Annotated in this window: 25 protein-coding genes; 22 read left to right on the forward strand and 3 right to left on the reverse strand. The window is 64.4% G+C overall.

Annotated features, from left to right (window positions below):
• From soxX (L0D16_RS04590) to L0D16_RS04680, 19 genes are all read left to right on the forward strand, one after another.
• Nucleotides 1–579, forward strand: coding sequence for a sulfur oxidation c-type cytochrome SoxX (gene soxX, locus L0D16_RS04590; RefSeq protein ID WP_243030261.1), 579 nt, complete (start codon nt 1–3; stop codon nt 577–579).
• Nucleotides 576–2,297, forward strand: coding sequence for a thiosulfohydrolase SoxB (gene soxB, locus L0D16_RS04595; protein ID WP_243030262.1), 1,722 nt, complete (start codon nt 576–578; stop codon nt 2,295–2,297). Before soxX (L0D16_RS04590) ends, soxB begins: the two co-directional genes overlap by 4 nt.
• Nucleotides 2,294–2,848: a sulfur oxidation c-type cytochrome SoxX gene (gene soxX, locus L0D16_RS04600; RefSeq protein WP_243030263.1), complete on the forward strand. Its 555-nt coding sequence runs from the start codon at nt 2,294–2,296 to the stop codon at nt 2,846–2,848. Before soxB ends, soxX (L0D16_RS04600) begins: the two co-directional genes overlap by 4 nt.
• A gap of 3 nt (nt 2,849–2,851) precedes the next feature.
• On the forward strand, nt 2,852–3,655 hold the full coding sequence (gene soxA, locus L0D16_RS04605; protein ID WP_243030264.1) for a sulfur oxidation c-type cytochrome SoxA: 804 nt from the start codon (nt 2,852–2,854) through the stop codon (nt 3,653–3,655).
• A 2-nt stretch (nt 3,656–3,657) separates the two neighbouring features.
• Nucleotides 3,658–4,092 carry a rhodanese-like domain-containing protein gene (locus tag L0D16_RS04610; protein ID WP_243030265.1) on the forward strand — a complete coding sequence of 145 codons (435 nt, stop codon included), beginning with the start codon at nt 3,658–3,660 and terminating at the stop codon, nt 4,090–4,092.
• Nucleotides 4,089–4,940: a DUF302 domain-containing protein gene (locus L0D16_RS04615; protein ID WP_243030266.1), complete on the forward strand. Its 852-nt coding sequence runs from the start codon at nt 4,089–4,091 to the stop codon at nt 4,938–4,940. The genes L0D16_RS04610 and L0D16_RS04615 overlap by 4 nt, the downstream gene beginning before the upstream one ends.
• Nucleotides 4,941–4,949: 9 nt before the next feature.
• The gene (locus tag L0D16_RS04620; RefSeq protein WP_243030267.1) at nt 4,950–6,239 is read left to right on the forward strand and encodes an FAD-dependent oxidoreductase; all 1,290 of its coding nucleotides are present in this window, start codon (nt 4,950–4,952) and stop codon (nt 6,237–6,239) included.
• Nucleotides 6,240–6,304: 65 nt separating this feature from the next.
• A complete protein-coding gene (soxC, locus tag L0D16_RS04625; protein WP_243030268.1) occupies nt 6,305–7,588 on the forward strand; it encodes a sulfite dehydrogenase in 1,284 nt (427 codons plus the stop codon).
• Complete coding sequence (locus tag L0D16_RS04630) at nt 7,581–8,129, forward strand: c-type cytochrome (protein ID WP_243030269.1); 549 nt, start codon at nt 7,581–7,583, stop codon at nt 8,127–8,129. Before soxC ends, L0D16_RS04630 begins: the two co-directional genes overlap by 8 nt.
• Before the next feature lie 9 nt (nt 8,130–8,138).
• Nucleotides 8,139–8,807 (forward strand): cytochrome c biogenesis CcdA family protein, encoded by a 669-nt coding sequence (gene ccdA / locus L0D16_RS04635; protein ID WP_243030270.1) that lies wholly within the window; start codon nt 8,139–8,141, stop codon nt 8,805–8,807.
• Between the two features lie 39 nt (nt 8,808–8,846).
• On the forward strand, nt 8,847–9,416 hold the full coding sequence (locus tag L0D16_RS04640) for an ABC transporter ATP-binding protein (RefSeq protein ID WP_243030271.1): 570 nt from the start codon (nt 8,847–8,849) through the stop codon (nt 9,414–9,416).
• Nucleotides 9,417–9,469: 53 nt separating this feature from the next.
• A complete protein-coding gene (locus tag L0D16_RS04645; protein ID WP_243030272.1) occupies nt 9,470–10,135 on the forward strand; it encodes a heme exporter protein CcmB in 666 nt (221 codons plus the stop codon).
• A 69-nt stretch (nt 10,136–10,204) separates the two neighbouring features.
• Entirely contained in the window at nt 10,205–10,891 is a 687-nt protein-coding gene (ccsA, locus tag L0D16_RS04650; protein ID WP_243030273.1) for a cytochrome c biogenesis protein CcsA, read from the forward strand.
• 91 nt (nt 10,892–10,982) lie between these two features.
• Nucleotides 10,983–11,411, forward strand: coding sequence for a cytochrome c maturation protein CcmE (ccmE, locus tag L0D16_RS04655; RefSeq protein ID WP_243030274.1), 429 nt, complete (start codon nt 10,983–10,985; stop codon nt 11,409–11,411).
• Nucleotides 11,408–13,339 (forward strand): heme lyase CcmF/NrfE family subunit, encoded by a 1,932-nt coding sequence (locus tag L0D16_RS04660; protein ID WP_243030275.1) that lies wholly within the window; start codon nt 11,408–11,410, stop codon nt 13,337–13,339. Before ccmE ends, L0D16_RS04660 begins: the two co-directional genes overlap by 4 nt.
• 20 nt (nt 13,340–13,359) lie before the next feature.
• A complete protein-coding gene (locus L0D16_RS04665) occupies nt 13,360–13,896 on the forward strand; it encodes a TlpA family protein disulfide reductase (RefSeq protein WP_243030286.1) in 537 nt (178 codons plus the stop codon).
• Nucleotides 13,893–14,321 (forward strand): cytochrome c-type biogenesis protein, encoded by a 429-nt coding sequence (locus L0D16_RS04670; protein WP_423247857.1) that lies wholly within the window; start codon nt 13,893–13,895, stop codon nt 14,319–14,321. Before L0D16_RS04665 ends, L0D16_RS04670 begins: the two co-directional genes overlap by 4 nt.
• A complete protein-coding gene (locus L0D16_RS04675; RefSeq protein ID WP_243030276.1) occupies nt 14,318–15,298 on the forward strand; it encodes a c-type cytochrome in 981 nt (326 codons plus the stop codon). Before L0D16_RS04670 ends, L0D16_RS04675 begins: the two co-directional genes overlap by 4 nt.
• Nucleotides 15,295–15,849, forward strand: coding sequence for a Rieske 2Fe-2S domain-containing protein (locus L0D16_RS04680; RefSeq protein WP_243030277.1), 555 nt, complete (start codon nt 15,295–15,297; stop codon nt 15,847–15,849). Before L0D16_RS04675 ends, L0D16_RS04680 begins: the two co-directional genes overlap by 4 nt.
• Here L0D16_RS04680 and tyrS read toward each other — a convergent pair.
• Nucleotides 15,846–17,150, reverse strand: coding sequence for a tyrosine--tRNA ligase (tyrS, locus tag L0D16_RS04685; protein WP_243030278.1), 1,305 nt, complete (start codon nt 17,148–17,150; stop codon nt 15,846–15,848). The two genes, L0D16_RS04680 and tyrS, sit on opposite strands and share 4 nt — an antisense overlap.
• Before the next feature lie 22 nt (nt 17,151–17,172).
• Between tyrS and L0D16_RS04690 the strand changes: the two genes are divergently transcribed.
• From L0D16_RS04690 to L0D16_RS04700, 3 genes are read left to right on the forward strand one after another with little or no spacing between them, the layout of a single operon-like run.
• Nucleotides 17,173–17,550, forward strand: a complete 378-nt coding sequence (locus L0D16_RS04690; protein ID WP_243030279.1) for a hypothetical protein — start codon at nt 17,173–17,175, stop codon at nt 17,548–17,550.
• A gap of 58 nt (nt 17,551–17,608) precedes the next feature.
• Nucleotides 17,609–17,902 (forward strand): 30S ribosomal protein S20, encoded by a 294-nt coding sequence (gene rpsT / locus L0D16_RS04695; RefSeq protein WP_243030280.1) that lies wholly within the window; start codon nt 17,609–17,611, stop codon nt 17,900–17,902.
• Nucleotides 17,903–17,912: 10 nt separating this feature from the next.
• Complete coding sequence (locus L0D16_RS04700; RefSeq protein ID WP_008632889.1) at nt 17,913–17,996, forward strand: 30S ribosomal protein THX; 84 nt, start codon at nt 17,913–17,915, stop codon at nt 17,994–17,996.
• 64 nt (nt 17,997–18,060) lie between these two features.
• On the opposite strand, the gene L0D16_RS04705 is transcribed toward L0D16_RS04700, so the two are convergent.
• Together L0D16_RS04705 and thrB are read right to left on the reverse strand one after the other, a co-directional pair.
• Nucleotides 18,061–18,801, reverse strand: coding sequence for a DUF4388 domain-containing protein (locus L0D16_RS04705; protein ID WP_243030288.1), 741 nt, complete (start codon nt 18,799–18,801; stop codon nt 18,061–18,063).
• A complete protein-coding gene (thrB, locus tag L0D16_RS04710) occupies nt 18,786–19,664 on the reverse strand; it encodes a homoserine kinase (protein ID WP_243030281.1) in 879 nt (292 codons plus the stop codon). The genes L0D16_RS04705 and thrB overlap by 16 nt, the downstream gene beginning before the upstream one ends.
• Nucleotides 19,665–19,950: the final 286 nt, after the last annotated feature.

Raw genomic sequence — 19,950 nt, forward strand, 5'->3', positions numbered from 1 at the left:
ATGAAGCTGAAAAAGCTTTTCCCTATCCTTTTAGCCACGCCTTTGGTGGTGGCCCTGGCCCAGTCGTACTTTACCCCTTCCGAGCTGGAGGCCATCAAGACCGGGGGCAAGGCCTACGCGGAGGTCTTCCTCAACCAGCGCCCGGACCAAGCCCTTTGCTCCTTCCACCGCAACCGTCTACCTGCCGACCTCCTGCCCCAGTTCCTGGAAGAGCAACGGGCCCTCATCAAGTACCCGGCTAGCGGCAAGCTCATGGGGGACTGGAAGAAGGGAGGGGCCATCTTTAACAACTTGCAGAAGGCCAACTGCTTCTCCTGTCATTTTGGCTCCCCTGTGCATCTGGGCGGAGATGTGGGGCCCAGCCTGGAGAAGTATGGCCTGAAGCGCGGCCAGTCTGAGGCCATTCAGCGCTACACCTACGAGGTCATTTACAACGCGTGGGCCTACTTCCCCTGCACGGTCATGTACCGCTTTGGTGCCCTGGGAGGCTTGACCCCCGAGGAGATCGCCGACGTGGTGGCCTACCTCCTGGACCCCGAGTCTGAGTTCAATACCAAGCCAGCGGTGGGGTCTAAATGAACCGTAGGGAACTCCTATTCCTCCTTTCTGCCCTGGCCGGGTTAGGGCCTAAGGGTTTAGCCCGGGTCCTGGAGGATCCTTCCCGCCTTTATAGCCTTCCTCCATACGGGGACGCTACCCTTCTTTACTTCTCCGACCTCCACGGCCAGGCCTTCCCCCACTACTTCATGGAACCTCCTAACCTCATCGCCCCTAAGCCCCTCATGGGCCGGCCCGGTTACCTGACTGGGGATAGCATCCTGCGCGCTTACGGGGTGGAGCGGAAGACGCCCTTGGCCTATCTGCTTAGTTACCTGGACTTCGTGGAGCTGGCCAAGGCCTTGGGCCCCATTGGGGGCATGGCCCATCTCACTGCGCTTATCCGTCAGCAAAAGGCCCAGGTGGAGGCGGAGGGGGGTAAGGCCTTGGTTTTGGACGGGGGGGATACCTGGACCAACTCCGGCCTTTCCCTCCTGACGCAAGGGGAGGCCCTGGTGGATTGGCAAAACCTCACCGGGGTGGACCATATGGTCTCCCACTGGGAATGGACCCTGGGGCGGGAAAGGGCCGAGGAGCTCTTTGGGAAGCTTAAGGGGGAACACCTTTCCTACAACGTAGTGGACGAGCTTTTCGGCGACCCCCTTTACCCCGCTTACCGCATCCATAGGATGGGCCGCTACGCGGTGGCCATTGTGGGAGCCACCTACCCCTACGTGAAGGTATCCCACCCCGAGGAGCTTACCCAAGGCCTTTCCTTTGCCCTGGACGAGCGCCGCCTTCAGGAAGCCGTGGACCAGGCCCGGGCGGAAGGGGCCGATGCCGTGGTCCTGCTTTCCCACAACGGCCTTCAGCTGGACGCGGCCTTGGCGGAGCGGGTTAGGGGGATTGACCTTATCCTTTCGGGCCACACCCACGACCTTACGCCCCTTCCCTGGCGGGTGGGGAAGACCTGGATCGTGGCGGGAAGCGCTGCCGGTAAGGCCTTGATGCGGGTGGACCTGAAGCTCTTTAAGGGAGGTATCGCCAATCTGCGGGTGAGGGTGTTGCCGGTTTTGGCGAACCATCTTCCCAAGGCCCAGGATGTGGAGGCCTATGTGGAGTCTAAGGTGGCCCCGCACCGCCAGCACCTTCTTGAGCCCCTGGCGGTTTCCGAGTCCTTGCTCTACAAGCGGGACACCCTCTACTCCACCTGGGATGAGCTGGTGGGGCGGGCGGTCAAGGCCCTTTATCCGGAGGTGGACCTGGTCTTCAGCCCGGCGGTGCGTTGGGGCACCACCATCCTCCCTGGGCAGGCCATTACCCGGGACCACCTTTACGCCTACTTGGGCTTCACCTATCCCGAGCTTTACCTCTTCTGGCTAAGGGGGGAGCAGATTCGGAGCACCCTCGAGGACATCGCCAGCAACGTCTTCACCCCCGACCCCTTCTACCAGCAGGGTGGGGACGTGAGCCGGACCTACGGGATTCGCTACGTCCTGAACCCCGATGCCCCCACGGGCCAGCGCATCCGGGAGGTGGAGGTGGGGGGCAAGCCCCTGGACCCCAACCGCCGCTATCTGGCGGCCGCCTATGGGGGCAGGCTCCAGCGGGTGGGGGAGGCCAAGGCGGGCTACGAGCCCAGGCCCATTTACCAGGTGGTGGAGGAGTACCTGAAAGGAATGGGTAAGGTGGCGGTCCAGCCCAACCCCAACGTGCAGGTAGTTGGCCGTAACTATCGCATACCGGAGGTGCGTGTATGAGGAGAAAAGCCGTGCTGTTAGGGCTTCTTTTAGGGATAGGCCTTTCCCAGATGGGGCCTTTCCGGGCCCGGTTTGAGGCTGCTCTCCATAGCGGGGGGCATGAGTTCGCCCAGGTGATGCTGGCCCAGGACAAGGGTCAGGCCCTTTGCTCCCAGTACCGGGACAAGCTTCCGCCCGACCTGATACCCGGCTTTTTGGCGGAGCAGAAGGCCCTCATCAAGTACCCGGCCAACGGCAAGCTGATGGGGGACTGGAGGAACGGGGAGAAGGTCTTCACCGATCCTAAGCGGGGCAACTGCTATGCCTGCCATGCGGGGGTCCCCGAGGAGGTGGCCTACGGCACCATGGGCCCAAGCCTCACCGCCTATGGCCAGCGGGGGACCGCCGAGCCGGTGGTGCGCTACACCTACGAGAAGATCTACAACGCCTGGGCCTTTGTTCCCTGCTCCCTCATGTACCGGGGCGGGGTGCACGGCCTTTTCACCCCGGAGGAAACCGCCGACCTGGTGGCCTTCCTACTGGACCCCGAATCCCCCATCAACCGGAGGTGAACCATGGGACGTAAGAGGCGGTGGATCCTTCTGGGCGTAGTGGCCTTGGGTACCTGGGCGGGCTTTGGGGCCTACACGCAGCAGCAAAAGCCCCTGGATCCCTTTGAAGAGGCCATGCGCCAACGGCAGATGTACCTGGAAACCTTTGGGGTGCTCCCGGGAGAGCTTTTTGTGGAGGAGGGTAAGGAGCTCTTCTTCCGCAAGGGCCCTAGCGGCAAGACCCTCGAGGAGTGCGATTTCGGCAAGGGAAAGGGGGTGTTGGAGGGCGTTTACGCCATCCTCCCCAAGTACTTCCCCGACACCAAGCGGGTGGAGGACCTGGAGACCCGGGTCTACACCTGCATGCAGACCGTACAGGGGTTTAAGCCCAGCGAGATCAAGCGGGATGAGGTGAAGGCCATCACCACCTACATCGCCTCCTTCTCCTCCAAGGCCAGGATCCAGGTGGTGCCCAAGCACCCGGCGGAGCTGGCCATGTACAACCTGGGGCGGGAGCTGTGGTACACCCGCGCCGGAGCCCGGGATATGAGCTGCGCCGTCTGCCACGACCAGTATGCCGGCCAGCGGGTACGCCTTTCCCCGGTGAGGAGCCCCAAGCAGGGCCTGGGCAACGAGTGGCCCGCCTACCGCTTTGAGGAGGACAAGCTCTACACCATGCAGGACCGCATTGACTTCTGCTACGAGTCCATCGCCATTCCCAAGCCGGAGTTCTACTCCGAGGTGCACATCGCCCTAACCGTGTACATGTTGGCCGAGGCCACCAAGGCCGGGCGCTCCTTTGAGGAGCTGCCCTTCTTCACCCGCTAGCCATGCGCCGCCGGGAGGTTTTGGCCCTTCTTTCCCTCCTCCCCTGGGCCCGGGCCCAGGGGGGGGAGGGCTGGGTACAGGCCTTTGGGGACTTTATAAAGCGGGTACCCCCCGCCAGCTACCTGGTCTACCCCACGGAGGCCAAGGACCTCCTCCTCTTTGATCCCTTTATCCTGGACGTGCGCACGGAGGAGGAGCGGAAGAAGGGTTATATTCCCGGCTCGGTGCACATCTATGCCGGCCAGGTGCCGGATCGGCTAGGGGAGCTTCCCAAGGATAGGGAAGCCCTGATCCTGGTCTATTGCAACTCGGGAAGCGTTTCCGCGGTGGTGGCCGCTTACTTGCAGGCCCTGGGCTATAAACACGCCAAGAACATAGCTCACGGCTTCAAAGGCTGGCTGGATGCGGGTCTAGAAGTGGAGGGAGGTTCGCAATGAGGAAGCTTTTGGCTCTGGTGGCCCTTTTGGGTTTGGGTTTCGCCCAGTCGTTGGTGGTGGAGGTTAGGGGCTCCCTGGAAGAGGTGGAGGCCAAGACCCTGGCGGCCCTGAAAGGGGTGGACTTGGAACCCGACCGGATCCTGAACCTGGGGGAGCAGGTGCGCCAGGTGACGGGCCCGGGTTTTCCCGAGTACCGCCTGGTGGTCCTAAAGCCGGATAAGGGGAGCGTGGAGGCGGTTTCCAAAAATCCCATGGCGGCCATCGTGTTGCCCCCTACCGTTTTCATCACGGGCCAGGGGAATAAGTTCATGGTAGGCACCTTTGATGGGCGCCTCCTCTTTTCCATGCTGCAGGCGTATGGCGGTGAGGTGGAACGCCTCACCTGGCGCCTCGAGGCGGCCCTCGGCCGGCTTGGCATCGTGAAGCGCCTGCCTCCCGCTATGATGCCGGATCCCAGTAGCGGCATGATGCCCGCCCTCATGTACCGGGTGCCGGGGGCCAAGGTGGAGGACGTGGTGCTCATGGTGGAGACCGAGCTTACCTCCCATGGCCTTAACCTGCTTCCCAACGTGAAGGTGGGCCCGGTGACGGTAATCATGCCCTGCAAGAGCGAGTGGGCCCGGATCATGTTCCTCACCCAGCCCGCCGGGGGCTTTGCCGCCCCTTGCCGCTTCTTTGCCATGCAGATGGGCCAGGATGTCCTGGTGGGGGCCATTGAGCCCATGCTCATGACCATCATGCCGGGGGTCATGGGTACCCCCGCGGTGCCCATGCTCCAGGAGGCCCGCCAGGTGATGACGGAGATCCTGGAAGCCACGGGCGGAACCCCTTACCGCCCTGGTCAATAGGGAGGGAGTATGAGCAAGGTGAATCGGCGTCAGGTTTTGAAGACGGGTGCGGCCTTGGCCGCGGCAGGGGCCCTTTCGGGCTCGGCCTTCGCCCAGGAGTTCTATAGCCGCCCCCCCACCCTTCTCCCCCGGACCCGCAAGCCGCGGGTGGTGGTGATCGGGGGCGGCTGGGGCGGCACCACGGCGGCCCGGAAGCTGGTCCAGTCGGGGGTGGACGTGGAGGTGGTCCTGGTGGAGCAGAGGCCCGTCTTCATGTCCTGCCCCATGTCCAACCTCTTCCTGGCCGGGGCTAAGCCCTTAGAGTGGCTGGTCTTTGACTACACCAACGTGGTCAAGGACGGGGTGATCTTCGTTCAGGAAAGGGTCTTGGACATCAACCGGGACCGCCGCCTGGTGCGCACCGCTGGGGGGTACTTGGCCTACGATTTCCTGGTTCTGGCCCCGGGGATTGACTACATGTACGAGGCCATCCCCGGCTACGCCGAGGCCAAGCACCTCATGCCCGTGGGCTTCAAGCCCTTTGAGCACATCGCCTTAAGGCGGATGCTGGACCAGTTTGACGAGACGGGTGGGGAGCTGGTCATGTACATTCCCAACCCCCCTTACCGCTGCCCCCCGGGGCCCTACGAGCGGGCGGCCATGCTGGCCTGGCGGCTTAAGGAGAAGGGGGTTAAGGGTAAAATCACCGTTTTGGATGCCAACCCCCAGCCCATCTCTAAGGCCCCGGGCTTCCTGGCCGCCTACAACGATCTCTACAAGGACTACCTGGAGTACGTGCCCAACACCAGGATCACCGGTGTGGATTACGAGAAGAAGGTGGTCAAAACAGAGCTTGGGGACGTGCCCTTCACCCTGGCCAACCTCATCCCCCCCATGAAGGCCGGGGAGCTGGTGCGGGTGGCGGGTCTGGGGGAGCGTTGGGCCAACGTGCGCGCCCCCTACTTCCTCTCGGAGAAGGACGACCGCATCTACCTGGTGGGGGATATCACCGGCAACACCCCCTACCCCAAAAGCGGCATGGTGGCCTATGTTTCCGGCACCATTGTGGCCCGGCACCTGGTGGAAAGGCTTAAGGGCAAGCCCTTGGCGGAGATACCCCCCGAGCTTCCCAACAACATCTGCTATTCCTTCGTCAACAGTGAGGAGGCCATCTGGGTGGCGGCCAACTACTCTTGGGACGAGGCAGCCAAGCAGTTTAAGTCCCAAGGCTCCGTGGACAACCAGCGCTCCGCCGCCAACGGCACCGCCGCCATCGGCTGGGCCACGGGTATCTGGAACGACATGTTCGGCCCCGCCTAAAGGTTGCCCCGCCCCGCATAGGGGCGGGGTTTTCCTTGCCCGAAAGAGATACGATAGGAGGGTATATGGACCGAAGGAAGTTCTTTAGGCTCTTAGGTGCAGGAGGCCTATTTGGGCTTCTAAAGGCTAAGGCGCAAACGCTGCCTTGGGACGAGGACACCTTCGCCCCCATGAAGACCTTGGGGGCTCCCCTTTCCGAGTACGGCCAGAGGAGCCCTTTTGAGGAGGGGGTGGTGCGCTATATCTCCCCCAACCTGCGCACCCGGCACTCGGGGGCGGACTTTGCTCCCCTGGAGAAGCTGGAAGGGGTCATCACCCCTAACGGCCTGCACTTTGAGCGGCACCACGGGGGTGTGCCCCAGGTGGACCCCGCCAAGTACCGCCTGGTGATCCACGGCATGGTGGAGAGGCCCTTGGTCTTTACCCTGGAAGATCTGAAGCGTTTCCCTTCCGTGACCCGCACCTACTTCATAGAGTGCGCCGGCAACGGACAAAACGGCTACCGCAACCCCCCAGACCCCCAGCTTACGGCCACCCGGAGCCGGGGCCTGGCCTCCAATGCCAGCTGGACGGGGGTGCCCTTGGCCTTGCTTCTCAAGGAAGCGGGGGTGAAGCCGGAGGCCAAGTGGCTCATTCCCGAAGGCATGGATGCCGCTGCTTACACCCGATCCCTGCCCTTGGAGAAGGCCATGGAGGATGTGCTGGTGGCCTATGCCCAAAACGGGGAGGCTCTGCGCCCCGAGCAGGGCTACCCCGTGCGCCTGGTGGTGCCGGGCTGGGAGGGGAGCATCCAGGTGAAGTGGCTCAGGCGCATCCTGGTCACCGACCTGCCGGCCATGGCCAAGGACGAGACCAGCGAGTACACCGACGTGATGGCGGACGGCAAGGTCTGGGCCTTCACCTGGATCATGGACCCCGAGTCCATCATCACCTACCCTTCAGGCCTCCAGCAGATCAAGCCGGGCTTCCACGAGATCCGCGGCCTGGCCTGGAGCGGGTATGGGCGCATAACCAAGGTGGAGATCTCCTTTGACGAGGGCAAGACCTGGCGGCAGGCCACCTTGGAACCCCCGGTGGAGCGCTACGCCTTCGTGCGCTTCAAGATGCCCTGGCACTGGGACGGCAAGGAGGTGGTGCTTTGGAGCCGGGCTTGGGATGAGAAGGGGAACACCCAGCCCACCCGGGAGGAGTTCTTCAAGAAGTGGGGCCGGAACAACCGCTACCACTACAACGCCATCCAGGCCTGGCGGATCCTGCCCGACGGCCGGGTGGTGAACGGGGATAGGCCCCTGGGCCAGCAGGCCTTTGGGCCCATGGGGGGCTGCGGCGGGGAGGTGTTTGATGGTTAAGCGCGTCCTGGTTCTTTTGGCCCTTTTGGGTCTGGCCGTGGGGGCCCGGTACAACCTGGGCACCCCCATTTCCGAGGAGTTGGTGGCCCAGTACGACCTTAGGCCCGCGGTCCTCCCCGATGGCCGGGGACTTCCCCCGGGAGAGGGAAAGGTGGAGGAAGGGGAGCGCATCTACGCGGAAAAGTGCGCCTCCTGCCACGGGGCCAGGGGGGAGGGGTATCCCTTTAACCGCTTGGTGGCTGAACCTTTCCCCATAACCAAGGATACCGAGCCCGCGGAGTTCGCCATCGGCAACTACTGGCAGTACGCCACCACCCTTTACGACTACATCCGCCGGGCCATGCCCTTTGGGGCCGCGGGTACCTTAACGAACGAAGAGGTCTACCACCTGGTGGCCTTCCTCCTCTACATGAACGGCATCATTGACGCCCACGAGCCCATCAACCAAAAGACCCTTCCCCAGGTAAAGATGCCCGCCCGGGAGCTTCTAGAGTTGGACCCGGAGACCAAGCGCCGTTTCCCCTGGCTCACCTTGCCCTAGGATGGAGGCATGAGCGTATCCTTGGCGGCGGCCTTTTTTGCGGGGGTGCTTTCCTTTCTCTCCCCCTGCGTCTTGCCCCTGGTGCCCACCTACCTGGTCTACCTGGGGGGGGAAAGGGGGCGCCCCCTTTTCAACGCCCTCTTCTTCGTGCTGGGTTTCGGCGCGGTGTTCTTCCTCCTGGGCCTGCCTTTTACCCTTCTGGGTGGGCTCCTTTTTGAGCACCGCCAAACCCTGGCCCGGGTAGGGGGTGTAGTTCTCATCCTCTTTGGCCTTTACATGCTGGGGCTGAGGCCCCGCTGGGGGGTAAGCCTCCGCTACGAGGGGGAAACGGCCCGCCCCGTGGGGGCCTTGCTCCTGGGGGCTACCTTGGCCTTGGGCTGGACCCCTTGCATCGGGCCCATCCTGGGGGCCATCCTCACCCTCACGGCGGTGGGGGGCGGGGTGGGGCTTCTTTTGGCCTACATCCTGGGCCTGGCGGTGCCCTTTTTGCTGGTGGCCCTTTTCGCTGAGCGCATCAAGGGTTGGCTGAGGAAGGCTGGGCGGCTTTCCCACTATGTGGAGCTCTTTGCGGGGGTGGTGCTCCTCTTGGTGGGGCTCTTGCTCCTCACGGGCACCTATTCCGCCTTGAACACCTTCTTCCTCCGGATCACCCCGGAATGGTTGCAGAAGTACCTCTAGGGTGGGTGTTGGAGGAGCCTTCTCTCCTAAGATGGAGGCATGTTGCTTCGCCTTCAGGCCATCTCCAAACGCTTTGGTCGGGACTGGGTGGTGCGGGACCTTTCCTTCACCCTGCAAAGGGGCGAGGTGGTGGCCCTTTTGGGGCCGAACGGCTCGGGGAAGACCACCCTTTTGCGCCTCATGGCGGGGCTCTTAAAGCCCACCCGGGGGAAGGTGGAGCGGCTGGGCCAAGCCCTTTTCCTGGCTAACCCCCCCGCCTTCCACCGCCGCCTCACCGCCCGGGAACACCTCCTCTACGACCTGGCCTTTCACGGGAAAAGGGGGGATTGGGAAGGCGCCTTGGTCCGTTTTGGTTTACCCGAGGACCTACCCCTTCTGGCCTTCTCCAGCGGTATGAGGAAGCGGCTGGCCTTGGCCCGGCTTACCCTGCTTCAGCCCGACATCTGGCTTTTGGACGAGCCGGAAACCGCCTTGGACCGGGAGGGACGGGGGCTTTTGCTGGCCACCTTGGCCGAGGCCCGCAAGGGGGCGGGGATCGTTTTGGCCACCCACGACCGCCACCTGGTGGAGGAGGTGGCGGACCGGGCCCTGGAACTGGGGGCGGCATGAGGGTTCCCGCCAAGGGATGGCCGCAGGTTGCTGGCGGCGGTAGGGTAGGAGGGGTGAAGCGGGTTTTCCTTTTGGCCTTACGGGACCTGCGCCTCGAGGTCCGGGACCGCTCGGGGCTCCTTTCCGTTTTGGCCTTCTTTGCGGTGATGCTGTTCATCATGGCCCTGGCCTTGGGGCCTGAAGAGGGCCCTTTGCGCCGGGCGGCCCCTGGGGTGCTTTGGGTGGCCTTGGCCTTTGGGAGCACCCTCCTTTCCACCCGGGCCTTTGCCCTCGAGGTGGAGGAAAACACCCTGGATGACCTTCTCCTGGCCCCTGGGGGCAAGGAGTGGATCTACTTCGGTAAGCTGCTTTTCCAGATGCTCCTTTTGCTTCCCCTGGCCCTTTTGTCCCTCTTCATGGCGGCAGGCCTTTTTTATCTGCCTTTAGAGCGCCTCCTCTCCCTCTTTCTGACCCTGGCCCTTGGGGTTTTGGGCTACGCCAGCGTGGCCACCTTCTACGCTGGCCTCCTTTCCCGGCTTAGGGGGCGGGAGGTTCTCCTTCCCCTCCTGCTTTTCTCCTTGGTGGTGCCCGTGGTTCTGGCTTCGGTGCGGGCCACCCTGGGCCTGGTGGAGGGATTGCCCCTAGGGGAGGTGGCCCCGTGGTGGCAGCTCCTTTTGGTCTTTGATGTGGTCTACCTGACCGCCAGTGCCCTTCTTTTCCCCTTGGTTATGGAAGGTTAGGGCCTGGGGTATGGGGACCACAGATTTTTCACCTGGCCCTTGGCTATGCTAGGGGCCGTGGAGGTCAAGATGCTAAAAGCAGCGCAACCCGACCGGCCTGATGCCCTCACCTGGGTTTTCCTGGGGCTAGGGCTTTTGCTCCTGCCCGTGGGGCTTTACCTGGCCCTTGCCGCTCCTCCCGATGTGAACCAAGGCTACCTGGCCCGGATCATGTACCTGCACGTGCCCGGGGCCTGGCTGGGGTACCTGGCCTTTTTCGTCACCTTCCTCTACTCCCTCCTCTACCTCTTCCGCCAGGACCCCCGGTACGACCGGGTGGCCCTGGCCAGCGCCGAAATCGGCCTGGTCTTCATGGGCCTCGCCCTGGTGACGGGGATGCTCTGGGCCCGGCCCACCTGGGGGGTCTACTGGACCTGGGAGCCCCGGCTTACCACCACCGCCATCCTCTTCGCCGTCTACGTGGGCTACTTCCTCCTTAGGGGGGCCATAGAGGACCCCGAGTTAAGGAGGAAGGCGGCGGCGGCGGTGGGCATCCTGGGCTTCATCAACGTGCCCATCAGCTACCTGTCGGTGAAGTGGTGGCGGAGTCTACACCAGACCCAGTCCATTGACCTCACCACCGGCAAGATCCACATGGACCCGGCCATGCTTCAGGCCCTCCTCTTTAACCTCTTCGTCTTCACCCTCCTCTACCTGGGCTTTGTCCGTTTCCGCTCCCTGTTGGCTGCCATAGAGGATCGCCAGGAGGAGGCATGAGCGAGGTCTTCGTCACCTGGGTCTACGCCCTCACCTACCTCACGGTCTTCGGCTACCTGGCCTACCTCTTTTGGCGTTACCGGAGGACGCGATGAAGGCCAAGTACCTGATCGGCCTCTTGCTGATTCTGGGGGCCTTGGCCTACCTCATCTTCGGTGGCTTGGGCCAGAACCTGGTCTACTTCCTCACCCCCTCCGAGTACCTCCAGGACCAGGCCCGCTACCAAAACCGCCCCGTGCGCTTGGGGGGTTTGGTGAAGGAGGGGACGGTCCGCTACGACAAGGACCAGCTGGAGCTGCGCTTTATCCTCACCGACGGGGTGGCGGAGGTGCCGGTGGTGCACAAGGGTACGCCTCCGGGCATGTTCAAGGAGGGGCAGGGGGTGGTGGTGGAAGGGCGCTTTGGGGAAGGGGTCTTCCAGGGGACCAATCTCCTGGTAAAGCACTCCGAGGCTTACCAGGCGCCCAAGGCGGGCTGGACCCCGGAGGAAGTGCGCAAGCTGATTGAGGAGGCCAAATGACCCCGGCCCTTCTTGGCAACCTGGGCGTGAGCCTGGCCCTAGCCTTTAGCCTCCTGGGCCTGGCCCTTTCCCTTCTCGCCTACCACCAAGGGGACGGGCGCTTCTTGAGGGGGGCCAAGGCTTTGGTGGCCCCGGCCTTCTTGGCGGCTTTGGCTGCCTTCTTGGCCCTGGAATGGGCCCTTATCACCCATGACTTCAGCGTGGCCTACGTGGCCCGCAACCACTCGGTCCAGGACCCCCTTTGGGTCACCCTGGTAACCCCCTGGGCGGCCCTCGAGGGGAGCATCCTCCTTTGGGGGCTCCTGCAGACCCTGTACACCTTCCTGGCCAGCCGCAAGCCCCTGGACCCCTGGCGGGCCTCCTTGGTGCTGGCGGTGCTCTTCGGCATCCAGGTCTTCTTCTTCGGGGTCATGGCCACCATCGCCAGTCCCTTCCAGACCCTTCCCAACCCGCCCGCCGACGGTGTGGGGCCCAACCCCCTCCTGCAGAACCACTGGATGATGGCCGTGCATCCCGTGCTCATGTACCTGGGTTTCGTGGGCCTCAGCGTGCCCTTTGCCTATGCGGTGGCCGCCATGGTGGTGCGCCGCTACCAGACCTGGGTGGGGGAGACCCGCTGGTGGACCCTGATCGCCTGGGGCTTCCTCACCGCCGGAAAGGTGGCGGGGATGTGGTGGAGCTACGAGGTCTTGGGCTGGGGAGGATACTGGGCCTGGGACCCGGTGGAAAACGCCTCCTTCATCCCCTGGCTTCTGGCCACCGCCTTCCTACACACCGCCATCGTCCAGGAAACCCGAGGGGCCTTTAAGGCCTGGAACTTTGCCTTCGTGACCCTGGCCTTTGCCGCCACGGTGCTGGGCACCTTCCTCACCCGTAGCGGGGTGATCCAGTCGGTGCACGCCTTCGCCGAGGGGCCGGTGGGGCCCGCTTTCTTGGGGGCCTTCCTCTTCTTCACTGCCTTGGGCTTGGGCCTCCTTTCCCGGGTGAGCCGGGAGGTGCGGGACACCGTGGTCTTCCGTCCCCTTTCCCGGGAGGGGGCCTTGCTCTTGGGGGCCTTTTTCTTTGCCGGCTGGGCCTTGGTGGTGGTCTTGGGCACCTTCTACCCCCTTTTGGTGGAGGCCTTTGCCGGGGCCAAGGTGAGCGTGGGGGCCCCCTTCTTTAACCAGGTTTCCGCACCCCTTGGGGTGGGGATCCTCTTCCTCATGGGGGTGGGGCCTCTCTTGCCTTGGCGAAAGCCCAGGGCGGAGGTCTTCCGCAACCTCTACCTCCTCCTGGGGGTTCTCCTTTTGGGCACCTTGGGGGGACTCCTTCGGGGCTACACCCTGGGGGCCTCCTTGGCGGTGGGGCTTTTCCTCTACAACACGGCCGCCATCCTCCTCCTGGTGCGGGAAGGGGTCCTGGCCCGGGTTAAGGCGGGGCTTTCCCCATGGGGCTTTTTGGCGAACCGCAGGCGGGTGGGGAGCTTGGTGGTGCACTTTGCCGTGGCCCTCATGGGGCTTGGCATCGCCTTCAGCCAGACCTACCGCTTGGAAAGCGAGAAGACCCTTTACCGGGGCCAGGCCTGGGAGGTGGGGGGGGTGCGCATGGAGCTTTTGGGGGTGCGGGCCCTGGACGAGGGAAGGCGGTTTGCCGTGGAGGCTTCCTTGCGCACGGACCGCTTTGGGGAGGTGCGGCCCAGGCTTCACTTCTACCCCCAGATGAACTCCCCTTTGCCCGCCCCCAAGGTGGTCTACACCCCAGGCAACGACTACTACTTCCTCCTCATGGACTTTGACCGGGAAAAGGGGGAGTGGGCCTCCATCCGGCTCATCGTCACCCCCTTGGTCTTCTGGATGTGGGTGGCGGGGGGGCTTATGGCCTTGGGCACCCTTTACATCCTCTGGCCGGTGGCCAGGCGGGAGGAGCTTAAGGGGGTGAGCCCGGCGTGAGGCTTCCCATGGGGAGCAGCGTGAGAAACTGGCTTTGGCTCCTTTTGGTCCTGGCCCTGGGAGGGCTTTTCTACTGGGGGATGAAGCGCAACCCCAAGGAGCTGCCCTCGGTGCTGGCCAAGGAGCGCCGTCCGGCTCCAGACTTCACCTTGCCGCTCCTTCCCCCTTACCGGGAAGAGTGGGGGGAGGCTCTAAGGCTTTCCGATTACCTAGGGAAAAAGCCCATTGTGCTAAACTTCTGGGCCAGCTGGTGCTACCCCGCCTGTTACGAGGAGGCCCCGGTCCTCGAGGCCACCTGGCGCCGGTACAAGGACCAGGTACTCTTCGTGGGCATCAACACCCAGGACAAGGAAGGGGAGGCCCTGCGCTTCATCCAGCAGTTTGGCCTCACCTTCCCCCAGGTGTTTGATCCTCGAGGCCGGGTGGGGGTGGACTACGGCATGTACGGGGTTCCGGAAACCTTCCTCATCGATGGGGAGGGCCGGGTAAGGGTGCGGCATGCGGGGGCCATAGACCAGGCCAGCTTGGAGGGGTACCTGAAGGAGGTGTTGCCGTGAGGGCTTGGGCGCTTTGGTTTCTGTTCTTCCTGGGGGCTTGGGCCCAGGGTGGCCTCACCTCCCCGCCCCCCGACCTTTCCCCCGAGGTCTTCGCCATCGCCCGAGAGCTGCGCTGCCCTGTGTGCCAAGGGGAGTCGGCGGCGGAGAGCAACTCCGGGGTGGCGGTGGAGATGCGCCGCCTCATCGCCGAGATGCTAGGGGAGGGCAAGACCAAGGACGAGATCAAGGCCTTCTTCGTGGAACGCTACGGGGAGTGGATCCTCTACGAGCCTCCCAAGCGGGGGGTGACCCTTTGGGTCTGGCTGTTGCCGGTGCTGGGCCTGATCCTTTTGGGCCTGGGGCTTTTCGCCTACTTCCGCCCCAAGAAGCCCCTGCCCCCGGAGCTACTGGAGGAGGCGGAGCGCCGCCTGAAGGAGCCCCAATGATGCCCACCCTTATCTTTTTGGCCCTGTTTCTCTTGGGGCTTTTCCTGGCCCTGAGGCCCCTTTTGGGCCCCAAGGAGCCCTTCCCCGAGCCCCCGAGGCGGGAGGAGCTCCTAAGGGAGTTGGAGGTCCTTAAGGAAGAGGTGCAAAACCTGGAGGGGGAGGAGAAAAAGCTGGCCCTGGCCCGGGTGGTGGAGCTGGAAAGGGCCCTGGAGGGCTGGCGCCCCCCCAAGCCCCGCCCCTTCAACCCCTGGCCTGTGGCCTTGGCCCTGGGGGTGGTGGTCCTCCTGGGGGTGGGGCTTTGGCGCTACACCCTGCCCCGGCTTCCCGGGGAGACCACGGTGACCGCCAGGGCCGAGGCGCGGGAGCTTAAGGCCCTGCAGGACAAGGCCAAGCGCACCGGGGAGGTGGCGGACCTTCTGGCCTGGGGAAGGCGGGCCTATGAGCTCAAGGCCTTGGACCAGGCGGCGGAGGCTTACCTGGAGGTCCTCAAGAAGGACCCTAGGAACGTGGAGGCGGTGCGCCGGGTGGGGATCCTCCTTTTCATGGGGGGGAGGCCCGATGAGGCGGAGATGTTCCTAGAGATCGCCCAGCACGCCGACCCCAAGGCCGCGGAGGGCTGGCTCTTTTTGGGCAACATCTACTTCCAAAAGGGCCAGACCCAGGAGGCCATCGCCGCCTGGGAGAAGTACCTGGAGGTGGGAGGGGAGGCCCGGGAGAGGGTGGAGGGCCTCATCGCCATGGCCCGGGCCCAGGCCCAGGGGGGCAAGGATGGGAAGAGCGTCTACCAGGCCCGTTGCGCCGCCTGCCATGGGGCGGAGGCGCAAGGGGGCCTTGGGCCTAGGCTCCGGGGAAACCCCATCCTGAAGGCCCCGGAGGCGGTGAGGGAGATCGTGCTGAAGGGCCGGGGCCAGATGCCGGCGGTGCCCTTGGACGAGGGAGAGCTGAAGGCCCTTCTGGACTACCTGTCTAGCCTATGAAGCGGCGGGACCTCATCTTCTACGTCCCTGTGGCGGTGGCGGGGGGGTTTTTCCTGTGGTTGGGGGTACGTACCTACAACCTCCGCTTCCGCGCAAGGCCTGGGGTAGGGGAACCCGTGTGGAAGGAAGGGCCAAGGGTGGCGGTGGCCCAGCGGGGGGAGCTTAGGGTGTGGCAGGCCAAGGCCTTTGAATACCCCTTGCCCTTGGGGCCGCTAAGGGCCTTCCTCCTCCGCTTGCCCGAGCCGGCCCTAGGGGGGCTTTCCCTAGGGGAAGAGCATTACCTGGCCCTAAGCCGCATCTGCACCCACCAGGGGTGCACCGTGAACTACGTCCCCGACCCCGAGGCGGCCTCTATCCTCTACAACTTCCGCTACGAGAGGCCCTTCCTAGGCTGCCCCTGCCACTTCGGGGCCTTTGACCCCCTTTTGGGAGGAAAGGCCATCTATGGTCCGCCCCGCTATCCCTTGCCGCGCCTGCGCCTCGAGGCCCAAGGGGATACCCTCTACGCCACCGGGCACGAGGTGCCCCTAAGGCCCATGGAAGGTTCCTAGTCCGCAAGCCGCACCCGCACGAAGCGGTCCTTGCCCCGCTGGAGGACCCGGGGGCGGGAGAGGTCCACCTCCAGGGCCACATCCTCAATCAGCTCCCCGTCCAGCCTTAGGCCCCGGTTCTGGATGAGCCGTTTGGCCTCGGCGTTGGAGGGGGTGAGGCCCGCCAGGGTGAAAAGCCTGGCCACCCATATCCGTCCCTCCTTGAGCTCCGAGGCGGGGATGGCCACCTCGGGAAGGCTTTCCGGGATGGCCCCCTTGGCCACCTGGTCGTAGCGCTCCTCCGCCTGGCGCACCGCCTCTGGCCCCACCCCCTTGTCCTGGCCCAAGGCCTCCCAGGCGTAGCCCAGGCTCTCGTAGAAGGCCCGGTCCATGCGGGCGGGGATGGTGGGGAGGGCGTAGGCGGCGGTGAGGAGGCGGGCCAGGACCCGGTGGGCGGGGACGGGGCCCGCCTGGAGGAGGGTTTGGACCTCGGCCTCCTCGAGGTCGGTGAGGAGGCGGAAGTAGCTTTCCAGGAGGGCATCGGGCACCCACATGAGCTTTTTGAACATCACCTCGGGGGGCTCCGAGACCCCGATGTAGTTGTCCAGGCTCTTGCTCATCTTCTCCCGCCCGTCCAGGCCCACCAGGAGGGGCATGAGGAAGGCCACCTGGGGCGGCTGGCCGTAGGCCCGTTGCACCTCCCGGCCCACCAGGAGGTTGAAGCGTTGGTCCGTGCCCCCCATCTCCACGTCGGCGCGGATGGCCACGGAGTCGTAGGCCTGGGCGAAGGGGTAAAGGAACTCGTGCAAGGAGATGGGAATGCCCTCTTCGTAGCGCTTCTTGAAGTCCTCCCTTTCCAGCATCTGGGCCACGGTCATGAGGGAGGTGAGGCGCACCACCTCCTTGAAGGTGAGGCCTTCCAGCCACTCGGAGTTGTAGCGCAGCTCAAAGAGGTGGGGTTCCTGCCTAAGGATTTTCCCCGCCTGCTCCACGTAGGTCTTGGCGTTTTCCCGGGTTTCCTCGAGGGTAAGGGGGGGCCGGGTTTTGCTCCGGCCCGAAGGATCCCCGATCATGCCAGTGAAATCCCCGATGATGAGCACCACCTTGTGCCCTAGTTCCTGGAACTGGCGCATCTTCCTCAAGACCACCGCGTGCCCCAGGTGCAGATCGGGCCGGGTGGGGTCGGCCCCCAGCTTCACCACCAAGGGCCGGCCTTCCTTTAGCTTGGCAAGCAGTTCCTCCTCAGGGATGATCTCCTCCGACCCCCGCTTGAGGAGGGCCAGGGCCTCTTCCGGGGAAAGCCTGGTGTCGCTACCCGCCATGAGCCCAAGTATACTGAAGCCAATGCGGACCCTGCTCTTTTTGGCCGTCATGGCCCTGGGCCTTTACTGGTATGCGGAGCGGTATGGCCTGGCCTTGGGCTATCCGCCCTTCTTGCCGGTTTTCTACTGGAACTATACCGGGGAGGCCAAGTATCCCCTTCGGGTAACCGGCCTTTACGATACGCTAAAGGTCAAGGTGACGGGGGATTTAAAGGAAGGCCGGCTTTCCCTTAGCCTTCTCAAGGATGGCCGGGTGGTGGGGGAGAAGGTGTACACCGGTGGCTTCCAGGAGGAGGTGCGCTTCCCGGTAAGCCCTGGGGAGTATCTCCTCCGTTTCCAGCTCCAAGGGGCCAAGGGCCAGGTGCGCTACGACTGGGTGGCCACCAAGTTTGCCCCTTAGGGCGTGGGTGTGCTACACTTAGGCCTGGTCTGCCCCTAAGGGGCACGAGGGGAGAACGATGGCGCAGAAGAAGCCCAAGAAGAACCTTTCCGCTCTCAAGCGGCACCGGCAGTCCTTGAAGCGCAGGCTCCGCAACAAGGCCAAGAAGTCGGCCATCAAGACCCTGAGCAAGAAGGCCGTTCTCTTGGCGCAGGAGGGCAAGGCGGAGGAAGCCTTGAAGATCCTGCGCCAGGCGCAAAGCCTCATAGATAAGGCGGCTAAGGGCTCTACCTTGCACAAGAACGCCGCTTCCCGCAGGAAGTCCCGGCTGATGCGCAAGGTGCAGAAGTTCCTTTCTGCCGTGAGCGCCTAGGAGGAAGAGGATGGGCAAAGGCGACCGTCGCACCCGTAGGGGCAAGATCTGGCGGGGCACCTACGGCAAGTACCGTCCGCGCAAGAAAAAGTAGGGCTACCCCCCTTGGCGAGGCCAGGGGGTAGGGTCGTTTGGGGCCCAGGGCCTAGGGACGGCCTCTAGGTTCCCTCTTCCCTTTCCATCTCCCAGGTGAGGTCGCGAAGGAGCCAGCCCCGGCCCGGAGGGCTGAGTTCCCCCGAGGCCAGGGCCTGCACCAGGTAGCGGCGCACCAGGCCCACGGGCACCCCCGAGGCGATCACCTCCCCCAGGTTGCGGCTGCCGTCCAGGAGGGCCTGGAGTTGGCCGAACTCCTCCAGGGTCTTGCCCCTTTTCCCCTGGTATTTGATGCGCAGGGCATACCAAGCGTAGCGGCGAAGGGGGTAAAGGTCCCCTTCCCTCACCCCCATGTAGGCCCGCTCCATGGCAATGAGGAGGGGGACCCCCCAGGCCTTGGCGGCGGCCCGCACGCTTTTCCCCCCCTGGAAGACCTCGTAGGGGGGCTTGGGTCGGATGGCCTCCAGGACCCGGCTGGGTGAGTCCACCAGGGTACGGAACCGGTCCCACTCGTCGTTGACCCGGGCCCACTCCCCCAAAAGGGCGGAGAAGGGCATCAGGGGTCTGTCGGCGGTGGGTGGGGTTACCTGGAAGCGGAACACCCCTTCCTGGGGATGCAGGGGGAAGCTGAAAAGGGCCTCGAGGCCTTCCCAGTCCAGAATGGCTGCCCCCACCACCTCCCCCCCGGTGAAGCGCAAGGAAAGGGGCAGGTAACCCACGGAGAGCTCCAAGACCCCGGAACGCCGGTGGCCATGGACCAACTCCAAAAGCTCCACCAGGGGAATGGCCTTCAGGTTTCCTTCCAGAAGTATCCCTCCCCTATCCGCAAGACCAAGGTGCGCCCCTCTCCCCGGTAGGCCTCGAGGGCCCGGGCCACCCTTTCTATATCTTCCTCTCGCGCCAAGGCTGCCAGGGTGGGCCCGGCCCCGCCCACAAAGGCCGCCAGGGCTCCGGCGTCTAGGGCCCCCTTTATGGCTTCTAAAACCCCTGGCATCAGGTGGGCCCGGTGGGGCTGGTGCAGGCGGTCTTGGCAGGCTTCCCGTAGGGCTTCCAGCCTTCCCGAGTAGAGGGCTGCTGGCCAAAGGGCGCTTCGGGCTAGGTTGTAGACGGCGTCGGCCAAGGGGACCATCCCCGGTAAGGCCGCCCGGGCTAGGGGGGTGGGCACCTCATAGGGCGGTACCGCCAGCACGAAAAAGACCCCTTCGGGTCTGGGCAGGGGAATGGCCAGGGGGGGATCCGCTAGGGCCGTCACGAACCCCCCGTATACCGCCGGGGCCACGTTGTCGGGGTGGCCTTCCAGGCTGGCGGCTACCCGGAAAACCCCTTCCCGCCCAAGCCTTCCCCCCGAAAGCCGGTCCGCTAGGGCCACCCCCGCCACCAAGGCGGCGGAGGAGCTTCCCATCCCCCGGGCCAGGGGGATGGGGTTGAAGGCGCGGATGCTCAGGGGTTCAGGGCGGAGGCCCAAGGCCTCCATTCCCGCCCGGTAACCCTGATGGATGAGATTGTCCGTGCCCTGCACCCGGCCTTCGCCCTCGTAGGAGAAGGTGTCCTCCTGGCTGGGTTCGGCCTCCACCTCCAGGTAGAGGTCCAGGGCCACCCCCAAGGCGTCAAACCCCGAGCCCAGGTTGGCCAGGGTGGCGGGAACATAGAGGCGGGCTGAGGATTCCATACGTCCTACACCGCCCCCAGAATACCAGGCGCTTTTCGGACGGTTGCCAGGAATACGGGTATGCGGCGAAGGTCTAGGGGTACGCCCGTGGGGAATGGCCACCCTTAGTGGGCGTTAGAGAAAAGGTGGGTGTGGGGGGCTATAATCCCCCGGTTTGCAAACCGGGGATACATGGACCCCCCACGTGCCCCGCAGGGGCACATGGCATGGTGAACGGCAGATGTGTGGTCCGATCTTCTTGGGGACAGCGTTCCCCGTGGACCTCCAAACTTGGAGTAGGGGGTTC

Source organism: Thermus altitudinis (genome assembly GCF_022760835.1).
Taxonomy (GTDB): Bacteria; Deinococcota; Deinococci; order Deinococcales; family Thermaceae; genus Thermus; species Thermus altitudinis.

Excerpts from the sequence above, each read along its gene's own strand:
- soxB (WP_243030262.1), top strand. The coding sequence starts at position 576 with ATGAACCGTAGGGAACTCCTATTCCTCCTTTCTGCCCTGGCCGGGTTA.
- L0D16_RS04615 (WP_243030266.1), top strand. The coding sequence starts at position 4,089 with ATGAGGAAGCTTTTGGCTCTGGTGGCCCTTTTGGGTTTGGGTTTCGCC.
- L0D16_RS04620 (WP_243030267.1), top strand. The coding sequence starts at position 4,950 with ATGAGCAAGGTGAATCGGCGTCAGGTTTTGAAGACGGGTGCGGCCTTG.
- soxA (WP_243030264.1), top strand. The coding sequence starts at position 2,852 with ATGGGACGTAAGAGGCGGTGGATCCTTCTGGGCGTAGTGGCCTTGGGT.
- ccmE (WP_243030274.1), top strand. The coding sequence starts at position 10,983 with ATGAAGGCCAAGTACCTGATCGGCCTCTTGCTGATTCTGGGGGCCTTG.
- rpsT (WP_243030280.1), top strand. The coding sequence starts at position 17,609 with ATGGCGCAGAAGAAGCCCAAGAAGAACCTTTCCGCTCTCAAGCGGCAC.
- L0D16_RS04675 (WP_243030276.1), top strand. The coding sequence starts at position 14,318 with ATGATGCCCACCCTTATCTTTTTGGCCCTGTTTCTCTTGGGGCTTTTC.
- thrB (WP_243030281.1), bottom strand. The coding sequence starts at position 19,664 with ATGGAATCCTCAGCCCGCCTCTATGTTCCCGCCACCCTGGCCAACCTG.
- ccdA (WP_243030270.1), top strand. The coding sequence starts at position 8,139 with ATGAGCGTATCCTTGGCGGCGGCCTTTTTTGCGGGGGTGCTTTCCTTT.
- tyrS (WP_243030278.1), bottom strand. The coding sequence starts at position 17,150 with ATGGCGGGTAGCGACACCAGGCTTTCCCCGGAAGAGGCCCTGGCCCTC.
- L0D16_RS04690 (WP_243030279.1), top strand. The coding sequence starts at position 17,173 with ATGCGGACCCTGCTCTTTTTGGCCGTCATGGCCCTGGGCCTTTACTGG.
- L0D16_RS04630 (WP_243030269.1), top strand. The coding sequence starts at position 7,581 with ATGGTTAAGCGCGTCCTGGTTCTTTTGGCCCTTTTGGGTCTGGCCGTG.
- L0D16_RS04660 (WP_243030275.1), top strand. The coding sequence starts at position 11,408 with ATGACCCCGGCCCTTCTTGGCAACCTGGGCGTGAGCCTGGCCCTAGCC.
- L0D16_RS04700 (WP_008632889.1), top strand. The coding sequence starts at position 17,913 with ATGGGCAAAGGCGACCGTCGCACCCGTAGGGGCAAGATCTGGCGGGGC.
- L0D16_RS04680 (WP_243030277.1), top strand. The coding sequence starts at position 15,295 with ATGAAGCGGCGGGACCTCATCTTCTACGTCCCTGTGGCGGTGGCGGGG.
- soxX (WP_243030263.1), top strand. The coding sequence starts at position 2,294 with ATGAGGAGAAAAGCCGTGCTGTTAGGGCTTCTTTTAGGGATAGGCCTT.
- soxC (WP_243030268.1), top strand. The coding sequence starts at position 6,305 with ATGGACCGAAGGAAGTTCTTTAGGCTCTTAGGTGCAGGAGGCCTATTT.
- soxX (WP_243030261.1), top strand. The coding sequence starts at position 1 with ATGAAGCTGAAAAAGCTTTTCCCTATCCTTTTAGCCACGCCTTTGGTG.
- L0D16_RS04640 (WP_243030271.1), top strand. The coding sequence starts at position 8,847 with ATGTTGCTTCGCCTTCAGGCCATCTCCAAACGCTTTGGTCGGGACTGG.
- L0D16_RS04610 (WP_243030265.1), top strand. The coding sequence starts at position 3,658 with ATGCGCCGCCGGGAGGTTTTGGCCCTTCTTTCCCTCCTCCCCTGGGCC.
- ccsA (WP_243030273.1), top strand. The coding sequence starts at position 10,205 with ATGCTAAAAGCAGCGCAACCCGACCGGCCTGATGCCCTCACCTGGGTT.